This window comes from Umezakia ovalisporum Ak1311 (genome assembly GCF_029891685.1).
Classification (GTDB): domain Bacteria; phylum Cyanobacteriota; class Cyanobacteriia; order Cyanobacteriales; family Nostocaceae; genus Umezakia; species Umezakia ovalisporum.
On sequence record NZ_JANQDJ010000033.1, the window covers coordinates 1 to 13,074 of the forward strand.

Annotated in this window: 6 protein-coding genes, 2 pseudogenes and 1 CRISPR repeat array; of the genes and pseudogenes, 6 read left to right on the forward strand and 2 right to left on the reverse strand. The window is 39.1% G+C overall.

The window, feature by feature from the left end; translation table 11 throughout:
* A pseudogene (locus NWP25_RS18795) lies at positions 1–366 on the reverse strand (DUF4351 domain-containing protein); the annotation flags it as partial.
* A 471-nt stretch (positions 367–837) separates the two neighbouring features.
* Between NWP25_RS18795 and NWP25_RS04630 the strand changes: the two are divergent.
* Entirely contained in the window at positions 838–1,350 is a 513-nt protein-coding gene (locus tag NWP25_RS04630; RefSeq protein ID WP_280698936.1) for a Csu type fimbrial protein, read from the forward strand.
* A 126-nt stretch (positions 1,351–1,476) separates the two neighbouring features.
* Entirely contained in the window at positions 1,477–2,259 is a 783-nt protein-coding gene (locus NWP25_RS04635; RefSeq protein WP_280698937.1) for a fimbrial biogenesis chaperone, read from the forward strand.
* 187 nt (positions 2,260–2,446) lie between these two features.
* Here the strand turns inward: NWP25_RS04635 and NWP25_RS04640 are convergent, their stop codons facing one another.
* Positions 2,447–2,959 (reverse strand): Csu type fimbrial protein, encoded by a 513-nt coding sequence (locus NWP25_RS04640; protein ID WP_280698938.1) that lies wholly within the window; start codon positions 2,957–2,959, stop codon positions 2,447–2,449.
* A 30-nt stretch (positions 2,960–2,989) separates the two neighbouring features.
* Between NWP25_RS04640 and NWP25_RS04645 the strand changes: the two genes are divergently transcribed.
* The 4 genes and pseudogenes from NWP25_RS04645 to NWP25_RS04655 all read left to right on the forward strand — a co-directional run bounded on the left by NWP25_RS04645 (position 2,990) and on the right by NWP25_RS04655 (position 13,069).
* Positions 2,990–5,308, forward strand: a complete 2,319-nt coding sequence (locus tag NWP25_RS04645) for a fimbria/pilus outer membrane usher protein (RefSeq protein WP_280698939.1) — start codon at positions 2,990–2,992, stop codon at positions 5,306–5,308.
* Between the two features lie 3 nt (positions 5,309–5,311).
* Positions 5,312–5,386 (forward strand): annotated as a pseudogene (locus NWP25_RS18635) (hypothetical protein); the annotation flags it as partial.
* 47 nt (positions 5,387–5,433) lie between these two features.
* A CRISPR array of direct repeats spans positions 5,434–7,657; the repeat unit is 36 nt; unit sequence GTTTCCATTCAATTAATGTCCCCAGCGAGTGGGGAC.
* A 1,023-nt stretch (positions 7,658–8,680) separates the two neighbouring features.
* Positions 8,681–9,889, forward strand: coding sequence for a nucleotide exchange factor GrpE (grpE, locus tag NWP25_RS04650; RefSeq protein WP_280698940.1), 1,209 nt, complete (start codon positions 8,681–8,683; stop codon positions 9,887–9,889).
* Between the two features lie 33 nt (positions 9,890–9,922).
* On the forward strand, positions 9,923–13,069 hold the full coding sequence (locus NWP25_RS04655) for an Hsp70 family protein (protein ID WP_280650278.1): 3,147 nt from the start codon (positions 9,923–9,925) through the stop codon (positions 13,067–13,069).
* Positions 13,070–13,074 lie beyond the last annotated feature (5 nt).

Below are 13,074 nucleotides of genomic sequence, written 5' to 3' on the forward strand. Positions count from 1 at the left end.
CGATTCTCTTAATACCGTCATGTCCCACCTCATGATTTGTTGAACTAAGGGAATATCTAATACAAAACTAGCAAAAAATGATAATAGAGGTTCTAAATCTTGTAGTTGCTCATCCCGTCTTAACTCTCTCACCGCTTGGCGTAATTTATCTTCCCTGCTTCCACCTTGCAAAATTGGTACAAATGGCAATAGGGTTGATATCTTCTGCTCAAATACCAGATTAACATCCACTTCCCACAGGTTAATTACTTGGTAATCTTGATAGGCTCTTATCCCTAATATCTCTGATTCGTAACGTTGGGGTATGGTTTGTTTACTGCTTGGGGGGAGGATATTGATTAAAACTGGATGTACTCTTAAGTTATAAGGTTACTGATTTTTGTAAAACTTGAACCATGATTCATATACCTTAACTTCATCGTTATGAATGATTTAATTATACTTGATAGAAAATAAATTGTCCCAAGTATCAATTACCAGGGCATCACATCATCTAACCGCAGTTGCAGGAGAGTAAAAGAGGCTTAACCGATGACAAGGCGGTTAAACAGCTTGTTTCATAAGGGATAGAGCCTGAAAACCCCGTTGAAAAAAGAGGCATTTCGGAATATGTGTAAATGTTTATTTGTATTCAATGCAGCTAAATAAAGTATTTTCAGCATCTTCATGAATATACGTAGCTTGTATAATAAATTTTTCAATTAACAATATAAAATAAGTATTTATATTGATGTATGCGGGGGGGTGAATGGTAATATGTACCGAGAAAAAATCGTCTACCAAAAGACATATTTTTTTCTCAACCCAATATTTTTTGTAAACAGGGGAACTTACACCATGATTCGTCGTTTTGTCTTAGCTTCCGCCATCTTAATCGCTGCCGGTTCTGCCGCTCCTGCAATGGCAAATACAGCATCAACTGATTTAACTGTCCAAGCTACTGTGATTGCTGGCTGTACTATTTCTACGGATCCAATTAATTTTGGCGATTATGACCCAATTGGTAACCATAGTGTTAATGCACTATATGCAACCGGAACGGTGATAACAACTTGCACTAGTGGTTCATCAACACGTATTACTTTAGATCAGGGTGTTTATGCTGATCCAGCGTCTACTAATAATGCCCCATTGCGTAGGCTTAGTGATGGTTCTGGTAATTTTCTTTCTTATGGACTTTCCCAGAACGCAAGTGGTAGTTTAGTTTGGGGAAATGACGCAAATAGTGATTTAGAAGTGCTGGGAACTGGTTCTGCACAAAATAATACGATTTACGGTGCAATCCCACCAGGACAACTCACTTCAGTTGGTTCATACAGTGATACTGTAGTAGCTACAGTCGATTTCTAATACCTTAGATGGCGGACTTATTCAAAGATGGCGGACTTATTCAAGAAGTCGGCCATCTGTTTCTTGAGAGGTTGTTTGAAAAGCTATCCATTACCCACATCTTTCTTAACAATCTTCAAACTCATAATGTTTTACCGTACGTACCAACCAAAACTGCTTTTTTTCCTCAGCCTGGTATTTGGCCTATCCCTAAAACCCTCAACAGCTTGGGCAGGTAATTATAGCGTTAATCCCATTAATGTTGTTCTTTCTCCCAGAGTTGCCACTGCTCTGCTGAAATTACGTAATCAGGATACCAGTGCTGCCAGTTTTCAATTCAAAGTATTCAAATGGGAACAAAATGCCCAAGGAGAAGACAAACTCACTCCTACTGAAGATATTATTCTGTTTCCATCTCTACTTACCGTAGAATCCCAGGGAGAGCGACAAATTAGACTCGGTTCTAAGGTTCCCATTAATACTGTCGAAAAAACTTACCGACTAATTGTGGAAGAACTACCCACAAAAACCAGTCAACCCACTCAGAATGCAGTCCAAATCTTAACTAATTTAAGTATTCCTATTTTTCTACAACCGAACCAAATCAACCAGTCAGGAAAAATGGGACAACTAGCAATCAAAAAAGGTAATTTATCTTTTGAGATTAATAATACTGGTAATGTGAATTTTCGGCCACAGCAGATAACAGTGCAAGGAGTAAGTGCCACAGGGGAAAAAATTATTGAAACTTCTGTTAATAGTTGGTATATTTTAGCGGGTAATACTAAATCCTACAGTGTAGAATTACCACCCAAGGAAAAATGTAATGGGGTCAAGAAACTGGTAGTGGAAGTCAAAACCGCAAAAACCACCTTTAAAGAAACCCTAGATACTCCCCAGGGGGCTTGTGCCGCTGCTTACCCCCATTAGTGCCCCTTACCAAGGGGGAACTGGAGTCTTGTCCTCCAACCTAGAGACATTCCATGAAACGTCTCTACAGGGGTTCTAGTAAACGCACATTTAATTTTTAGAGATGTCTAATCATGAAATTTCTGAATTCACCTATTCCTATCTGCGTTTATCTGCGTTTATCTGCGGTCATTTTTTTTCAAAATCCTTACAAAGTCGTCCTCAGTTGCACAACGTCCTGGTAATTTCCCGCCGGCACATTTTGCCCTGCCGGAATCTTAACATGAACATTGACATTACTGGCTGAACCCGTACCAGTCAATGACAAACCAGTGTCATTAGTATTCCCCCAAATTATTGTCTTAGATTCATCTTGATATAATTCATACAATAAGAAATTTCCCTCACCATCAGTCATGCGGCGCACGGGGTTAGTGTCTGTGGAGACATCAGTGGGATTTTGTCCTTGTCCCAGGGTAATTTTCCCAGGAGTATTACTCGGTAAAGTGATAGCGATTGGTAATGTTACTGTTGCCGGAGTAGAGGGATTAGTTATGTTCTCAACTGGTATTGGCACAGGAGCAGCAGGTGGGGTAATTATAATACTAGGAACTACTGAAGCAGAAACATTCAAATTAGCATTTGCGCTACCTGCCATTGTGGGAGCAGTGGAACTAGCCATAAGTAGCAAAACAGTTAATAAAGAAGGGCGCAATTTCATAGTTTTATGTGTGGTTTTATGCGTGGTTTTATGCGTGTAAATAATGGATGGTGGTTGCTGTTAGTTTCTGCTTGGAGTTTTGCAGTGTGTTCTGAGGTTGCTGCACAAGAACAAAATGCTATTTTGGAACTTACCGTTAATCAGGTGGCTAAAGAAGCAATTTTTGTGATTTTACGCCCCCAGGATATTTTTGTTAGTCTTCCTGATTTAGAAAAAGCCGGGTTAGAAAGTTTCGCTGGTGGTCGAGAAACTATTAATAATGAAATTTATGTTTCTCTGACTTCCTTAGCTCCCCAGTTAAGCTATTTTTTTGATGAAAAAGCCTTAACTCTAAGTATAACAGCCCAACCAGAATTATTAAAGAGTAATTCATTTAATTTAGGTCGCCAGTCACCCCAAAATATTACCTATAGTCAAGACACTAGTGTTTTCTTTAATTATGCTTTTAATTTACCTGTTGACGTTGAAAAATTCAACCTCAACAATTATACATTTTTTGGAGAGTCAGGATTAAGTATTAATAATAGTTTACTTTATAGCAGTTTTTCTCGTAAAACTGATGGTTCTTGGCTGCGAGGCTTAACAAATTTCACCTTAGACAATCCCCAAAAAATGACTAAATGGGTAATTGGTGATTCCTTTGTCAGTGCGGGGGATTTAGGGGGAGGAATGTTTATGGTTGGTGTGAGTAAGTCACGGGATTTTGGACTAAATCCTAATGTCATTCAACAACCAACTTTTAGTTTATCTGGTGTAGCCTTAACACCTTCCAAAGTAGAGGTTTTTGTGAATGGACAAAGAGTAAATCAAACAGAAGTTCCCCCCGGTCGCTTTCAATTTGATAATTTACTCCTACCCTCCGGTAGTGGTTCTACAAAAGTTGTAATTCGTGATGCTTTGGGTCGAGAACAGGTAATTACTTCACCTTTTTATTTTGCTCCGGGGTTACTAAAACCCGGTTTATCTGACTACAGTTTTAATTTCGGTTTACAGCGATTTAAACTAGACTCTGATAATTTTAATTATGGTTCTCCGGCTTTTCTCGGTCGCTATCGTCAGGGTATCACCAACTCCCTGACCCTGGGCGGGCGTTTGGAAGTTGCTAGTAACCTAATTAGTGGTGGTTCTACTCTAACCACTACCCTACCTTTTGGGGCTTTAGGACTATCCCTAGCCGCCAGTAGTGAATCAGGAATTACCGGTGCTGCGGCTGTCCTCACTTATAGTTATTCTGGTCGTAATATCGGTTTTGGTGGTTCGGTGCGGCTGTTGAGTGACCGATATGCTAATTTAAGTTTGACAGCATTAGATGACAGAGCCAAGTTAGAAAATAATGCTTTTATTTCTGTCTCTCCCACCCGTGATTTGAGCTTAGGTTTGCAGTATGCATCCTCAGATTTCCGTGACAAAGGACATAGTAACCGCCTAGCTTTCACCAGCAGTTTGCGTCTCAATTCCCGTGCAGATTTATCTATAAATCTCAGCCAGTCTAACCAACCTACACAACCAACTACAAATGAACTATTTATCGGTTTCAATTATACTTTAGGTAATGCAAGGGCTAGTATTAATCGGGAAAATACCAATGGTAAAACTGCAATTAACTCGACCGTATCTGTACAGAAATCTCCACCGGTAGGTAATGGCTTGGGCTACCGTCTTCAGGTTAACCCCAACGGGGAAAAAATTCCCGCCAATGGTAGTATCCAGTATCGCGCTCCCTTTGGTGTTTATGAGTTAAACCTCAACCGCAATAATGGTAAAAATAGTGGCTCTGTTAATATCTCTGGTAGTATTATCGGCATAGGAAATAGTGTTTTTCTTGCCCCTTCTGTCACCCAAAGCTTTGCACTCATAGAAGTTCCAGGGGTGCGGGGTGTCCGTGGTTACAGTAATAATCAGGAAGTTGGACGCACTGATTCTCGCGGTAATTTAATAATTACTAATCTGCGTCCTTATAATGGAAATAATTTAAAAATCCAAGATCAAGATATTCCTTTAAACTACAAAATTGATGCTAATGAAAAAGTAATTACTCCACCTTTTCGAGGTGGGGCGGTTGTGCGTTTTCCTGTGCAACTAATTCAGAGTATTGTTGGTACTTTGTCGGTAGAAACATCAGGAAAAACTGTAATTCCCTCCTATGGTCAGTTAAATATCACTGTGAATAATCAAATTATTAACTCACCTATTGGTAAGGAAGGAGATTTTTATTTAGATAGTATTGCTCCGGGAAAATATGCAGCTAATGTGGACTATGAAGGTGGTATTTGTAATTTTGAGCTAACTATTCCCCAGTCTCAGGAACAAATGATTAATTTAGGCAATTTAAAGTGTATCCTTCCTTAAAGGGTGTTTTACCAGATTCGGCGATTCAAGAGTCATTTGAAAAATGCGGGTTTTGCTTTTTCCCTACGAAAGATTGTAATTAACCTCACTCCCGCAGATTTAAGAAAAGAAGGATCTGCTTTTGAGTTTCCATTCAATTAATGTCCCCAGGGAGTGGGGACTTTTTCAATCCATAAATCATCTTCAATCACTTTTAGTTTCCATTCAATTAATGTCCCCAGCGATTGGGGACTCCCATGCACCCGATCGCTTGGGTTAATTCCATATTGTCGTTTCCATTCAATTAATGTCCCCAGCGAGTGGGGACAGTAAAAATTGAAAAACGTGGATATACACGTGTTTTGTTTCCATTCAATTAATGTCCCCAGCGAGTGGGGACTTCCTTCCATTTTTTCTTAAATCAATGCTGCTGCAGCAGTTTCCATTCAATTAATGTCCCCAGCGAGTGGGGACGTTGGGATGTCAGGCTGTGGGATATGGGTACAGGAGTTTCCATTCAATTAATGTCCCCAGCGAGTGGGGACCTTCCTGACGGGAAGACGATCGCTATCATATGTAATTGGCGTTTCCATTCAATTAATGTCCCCAGGGAGTGGGGACCAGATTGAAGCATACTGGCATGAAGATGCGGACGGTTGTTTCCATTCAATTAATGTCCCCAGCGAGTGGGGACTACAACAGTCAGAGAAGATAAACAGAGTTGTTTAGAGTTTCCATTCAATTAATGTCCCCAGCGAGTGGGGACAAAAACTTTATTCCTATGGACAATAGGTTCTTTGAGTTTCCATTCAATTAATGTCCCCAGCGAGTGGGGACTTCTAGATATTCTTCGTTACGCTCTAAGAGCTAATGAAGTTTCCATTCAATTAATGTCCCCAGCGAGTGGGGACAACGACATAGGCACCAGATTCGATATCCAAATCCAAGTTTCCATTCAATTAATGTCCCCAGCGAGTGGGGACCTCTGAGCCACTTCTCTATGCTGATAGAATTCTATTTGAGTTTCCATTCAATTAATGTCCCCAGCGAGTGGGGACTTACAGAGATCGAATGCGAGTTTTACTCGCTCGAGACTGTTTCCATTCAATTAATGTCCCCAGCGAGTGGGGACTACTTCACGGAGCTTGAATGCGAGTTTCTATCATTAGAGGTTTCCATTCAATTAATGTCCCCAGCGAGTGGGGACACGAAAACCCGACAGAGAAAGTCGAGATGTTTCTTAGTTTCCATTCAATTAATGTCCCCAGCGAGTGGGGACATGACTACCCAAACCTAGCCGCCCTAGACGGTTGCGTTTCCATTCAATTAATGTCCCCAGCGAGTGGGGACTTTTTCGGAGTGGAGAGGAATTTTATTCCTTCTTCAGTTTCCATTCAATTAATGTCCCCAGCGAGTGGGGACGAGAAACTCTATAGTTACGTGGATGTCCCAGACCAGCCGTTTCCATTCAATTAATGTCCCCAGCGAGTGGGGACTGAGATTTAGCCTTTAGGAGGCACATTATGATTAACGTTTCCATTCAATTAATGTCCCCAGCGAGTGGGGACTCAGGTATTTATATCGTTTAATGAGTCATTACCTGATGTTTCCATTCAATTAATGTCCCCAGCGAGTGGGGACTCTTTTTTTCAATTCCCAGCGAGTCCGCACACATCGAGTTTCCATTCAATTAATGTCCCCAGCGAGTGGGGACAAGATCATAATAAATTGTGGTGTAGACCCACCTCTCAGTTTCCATTCAATTAATGTCCCCAGCGAGTGGGGACTCTATGAACTGCGAGCCCATCAACTACAGTGAAACGTTTCCATTCAATTAATGTCCCCAGCGAGTGGGGACACGAATATTCCCACTTACTCTACTCTCTCGGATTGTTTCCATTCAATTAATGTCCCCAGCGAGTGGGGACAAAAAGGTTTCTGAATCTAAAGCAGTACCCACACAGTTTCCATTCAATTAATGTCCCCAGCGAGTGGGGACAGGCTATTCTAAAGACCAAAGCTGCTTTCACTAGGTTGAACCGTTTCCATTCAATTAATGTCCCCAGCGAGTGGGGACTGTATAGATAATGGTTCTCTCTACGTAGATGACGGGTTTCCATTCAATTAATGTCCCCAGCGAGTGGGGACCCTAGAAATTCCTGACGGCTGTTGGGTGAAAGTTTGGTTTCCATTCAATTAATGTCCCCAGCGAGTGGGGACTTCTAAAAAGAGTGTACTCCAAGCGGAGTACGACAGTTTCCATTCAATTAATGTCCCCAGCGAGTGGGAACCACAAAGAAAGACCAATTCCCGGAGGGAAAAAATGGTTTTACGGTTTCCATTCAATTAATGTCCCCAGCGAGTGGGAACTCTTGCATTCTAAACACATACCCTGTAAGAAGTCTAGAGGCACTTTCCGAGGTTCAATAAACTTAACCGCTGAAATGGAGTTTACCATAGTAATAAAAAACCTGAAATCCTTATACAGCAAGGAACCGAAGTTCAAAACATGAGAATCACTATTTCAGCTATTTTCATTGAACTTCGGTAATAGTTAACTGGTGCATCACAACAGTGTTTAGGGGGAAGCGCCATCCCACTATATTCCATCCTTTGTAACGGCATAGCTTGGGGGTGGAGTGAAACCTCATCATAAATATTTAGCGCAATGCCGGTGTAAAACTCTTATATTCTTAAAAATCTACTCAAAGATAGATGACAACATTACCTAAATAGTACAAATGAGACCAAATAAATAAATGACACATTTATTTTGTTGTGTCCATTTGAGTTTGGTATTATAAATTTCATCTACTTAAACTTTTGCTGTTTCTTCTTATAAGTACGCATACCGTTAAATATTCAACTAACCATCAAAAGTAAAACTTACTGACACTCACCCCTAGTGCTACCCCCACTTGGAGTCAAACCAATCAAAACAGCTTCACTTGTTCCTCAAGTTCCCACCCCGGTTGTATCAAGGAAATCCCCACATCCTTAGAGTTAACACCTGAGCCAGGAAAATACCAGAAAAATAATCTAGAAACATCGAACCACAGAGGCCCAGAGTACCCTGAGTAAGAGCTAATCATCAGCCATATTAATAGATACTGTGTCTAATGTACTGATTAAGACAGAACTTAATTCCCTTGTCATTGGAATATGCTTCTTCCATAGGGGTATATAATAACTCAGTTGTTAATCAACGTATTTGTAAATATATCTCCAAAGATAGGTGACAGCAGTCTTTAAAATGTTGCAGCTTATGAAATCACAACTTAGGGTAAGTATCCAGGGACACCTACACATGGTCATTGTTGTAGTTTTTTCTGAGTAGATATTTTATTTTGGAAATTGTCACTAATTTTGCAGTTAGATAATGAGATAAAACCTATGGATAATAAAACTTCAAAACAACGCTCAAATCAACCTCAAAATCTAGCTTTTACTCGTCCAAAAACAAAAAAAGATAACAATAAAAAGTTGAGTTTAAAAGATAAATTTGACCCACAACTTCTAGAAAAAAATCCTTGGGGACAATTTTTATTATTTGTGGAAGATGTATATGTATATAAAAAATCTATCAGGTCCATTGAAAATCAAGGAAATAAACCTGGGGAAATTTTAAAAATTGCCATTAAAAACCTTAATGAAACCTATCAAGCATCTTGGGCAGAAATACTCAATCAAATTCCTCAATCATCTTGCCAAGAAGCTGATAAGTTCTACTATCATATATCTAACCGTAAAAAACTTACTCCACAAAAAGTTTATCAAGAATCTCAAGCAGCTATTAAAGGTCTAATTAATAATGCCGAATATGGATTTATATATAGCGACAATAGAGATATCGGACGTATTATCCAGCTATGTGATGCTATAAATTACTTTCACAAAAACCCTTCTAAGACTTATTTGATTCTTAGTCAACTAGAAGCTTATGTTCCAGGGGATGCTAAACCACTATTTACAGAATCCACAGTCTTTCAAAGCATCATTGAAGGTGGATCTCAGCAAAGGCTCACAGATTTTGGTATGGCCTTGATGAAACATTTTCGAGTGACTCACACCGCTATTAAAGATGAAACAGCTGGTAACCTCATTTTAAGTATGGGAGAGATTGAAAGGGAATTAAAAACTCAAATTACGACTTTAGAAGCAGAAAAATTAGAACTTACCAATGAGCTAAAACAAAGTCGTCAGCAAGTACGTGAAAATGCTCTAATTGAAATTGCTCAAGACCTTCAAAATTCTCCTCAACCTGGTTTACATCACATAGATAAAATCATCAGTTCCCTGGAATCTCAAATCAAAGAAACTGGAGAGGCTGAACTTTCATCTGATGATGCTCAGACGATATTTATTATCTTGCGTAATTTCATGACAATTTTGCAAAAACTAGGAATAGAAAGTTACCCCCAGTCTCTCCAAGAGAGTTTCACAATATCTGAACTTGAGTTAGCAAAATACACTTATGTGGGAACGCCTTTTACAAAAGAGAAGAAAAAAGTCAAGTGTATTCAGAAAGGCTGGAAAGTTAACGACAAAGTAATTACACCAGCTAAAGTCAAAGAGTTAATTCCTAGTTCAGAAGGTAATTAAAGAATTATATAAAATTAAAAAGGAGAGTAAACCATGGAAAAAAATATAGCAATACTACTAGACCTGGACAATATTAAACCCGAACTTGGGGAAATCGAAGATATTTGCAGAAGGTATGGTTCTGTAGTAGAACATCGTGCATTTTCCAACACACCAGCAGTATTAGCTGCTTATGGTAGTAAGCTACGTAATTTAGGATATCGGTTTGAATTAACCCCCGGACTTACAACCGTTGCACAAGAAGTTGATAATTTAATTTTCCGCACCTCTGAGGAACTAATTAACAATTCTCAACAAAAAATTAATATCATTGCTGTTGTGAGTAATGATAATGATTATGGCCAGCTATTCTCTAATTTAAGCAGTAAAGGCGTGCAAACAATAGCTATTGGTAATAATCAACTGGGAAATAAACTGAGAGAAAAAGCCACATATATTGAATTTATCCAAAATATTTTGCGCCCCACCTATCTGGGTATTGATTTAGGAACTACTAATACAGTAGTGGCCATAGCTAGCCAAACCTTAAGAAAAGAATGGACAGCTAATGTCATTAGTATTCCTGTGAAAAATGAGCAAGAAGGTTTACAAAATACACAACTAATTCCTTCCGCCGTGCGGTTTTCTCAATTAGATATTGCAGAAATAGGTAAGCATGTTCGCAGTCAATATTATGCTTTTAGAGATCAAACTATTTTGGCTTGGAAACATGATATTGGCACTCTTCAAGATGGTGTAGCTTTTAAATATCAACTTAGTATTGGTAATATTTCCCCAGAACAAGCAGCTGGAGAAGTGTTAAAGTTTTGTCGTCATCAATTAAGAGAAAAGCAAATAGATGCAGGGGGCGTAGTCATCACTCACCCTGCTTCTTATGAACCTGATGCTATTGCAGCCACCCGTGAAGCTGCTAAGTTAGCCGGTTGGGAAGAAGATAACATTGTTTTGCTACCAGAACCAAAAGCTGCTTTATATGATTTTTTATATAAACTGCAAAATAGAGAGATTTACGCTGATTTAGATCCCAGTGCTCCTTTAAATATTCTTGTTTACGATTTAGGGGGTGGAACTTTAGATACTTCATTACACAAAGTTGAATGGAATAATGATATTGCTCAGTTCTTTATTGAGGATATTTCCATTGGTTCCCGTACAAGAGTTGGAGGTGATAAAGTTGATGAGAAAATAGTTGATTATTTATTTAAAAACTATAGTAAAATCAATCGTTTATCTGAACCTGAAAAGGAAAAACTCTGGGATGAACTAAAAATATATACAGAAAAGTATAAGCAGGTTTGGGGTGCAAAATATTTAGATAATCCCAACAAGGAAGAGTTTATAATTCCGTTTGAATACGTTAGTTCTAGCTCTAACTTTTCGATTTTATATAGTTTAGGATATCTTCAAATGCAGGAAGCGTTAAAACAGTTGCTGTGTCCAGATATTACACCTGAACTACTAGAAAAGTTAGATCCCAAGACGGCTTTTAATCAATCTCCCTTTATAGATCGCCGTGACACCTTTGTTGTTCCTGTCCTCGATGTCCTGCTCAAAGCAAAAGATAAGTTGGGAGAAATACCTAAAATCAATGGAATTCTTCTCAATGGTGGGATGACATATTTCCCTTTAATTCGGGAACGGTTGAGAGAACTTTTACCGGGAACATTAATTTTGTCAGAGGGAGATCCAGACTTAGCAGTTGCTCGTGGTGCAGCATTTTACGCAGCTGGTACCGTGGGTAAGTTAGAAGGAATTAACCCTACAAATATTTGGCTAGAAGTTACAAATCCCCAAACTGAAGAATCAAAATTAGAATTGTTAGTTGCTCACGGTCAAAAGTATCCTTATCGCACAACTTTGGCTGGATTTCGTTTACCAGTATTTAACGAAGGTTTGATTGGTTTTAACGCCTGGGTGGGTATGGGTTCCGAAATTAATCAAAATACAACTTTACAACGTACTCGCTACCTTCACGCCGATGAAATTCGTGCTGCTAATATTCAACCAGGAGACTATTTGAACCTGGAGGTAGAATATACCTTTGATGAACGATTATTGCTAACATTGGTACATCGCGATCGCCCAGATGCTCGTTTTCGGTTAGAAGTCTCTTCCCAAGGAAAAGTACCCACAACTAACAACATTCAGCAAGCAGCCAGTAATAGAGCTATTGAGTTAATTCCTCAAATTCCCCGTTCCCGGTGCGGTAGAGAAATTAACCCCAGTATTCAGGTTAAATTTACTGAATGGGGAAGAATTACATTTAGCCTGGCTCAAAATTGGCAAAATGCTCATGTTCAAGACCAGAGAAAAACTCTAGAAAACCAGACTTGTCAAGCTAAAAATCGTTTATCTATCATTAACAGTTTATTGCAATGGTTAGAAACAGAAAGTCACACCAGACCTAACTTGCAACAAACCAGAAAAATTGTAGCAGTAATGTCTTTATCTAATATTATCCAGTGCTTACCTTCTGACAGTTCTGATGAGGTCAGAGAACTAGAACAAAGGTATCATAACTGGATTATGCGTCAGTTTAAAGCTGGTTTATCAAGGTACAGTCATATACATGAATTACACACAGCTATTTCCCTCGCTCCCGGTAAAATGTTGTGGTCAGACCTTGAGGAGTTAATTTACCAAGAGTTTACAATCATATCAAATTTACCACGTTCCGTTAATTTACTCAACTCTTTTGGTATTTGTGCAAATCCTTCTCAACTTAACATTACTCGTTTGATCTCTATTATCAATGGTAATCAGCATCTGGCTGTGCGCCAAAAAGCTTTCTGGGCCCTAGCCAGAATCATCAGCCCCGGTCAACCCCAAGAATGGCAAGCTAATGTTACTGATGTAGAAAAAGTAGCATCTTTTGTTTTAAATCAAGTGAAACATCATGTTAGTGAGCCTCAAATTGCTTTAGATGCTTTAGGGTGTCTCGCCCAATGTATTGGTTGGCATATTACAGGAAATCTACTTCATGAACGAATTGTCAATGAAATTTTATCTCTAGCAGACATTTATCTGCCTTGTCAACCTAGAATGATTTCCTTCCCAGGAATCTCCAATCAATTTGACCGCAAGTTAGAGTTAATAGAACTGGCTTTTAATTTGGATACTGCTAGTGATCAAGATGTGAAAGACCTAAAAACGTGGCTTTTGCAAATTGTTAGGGGTTGAAGCTC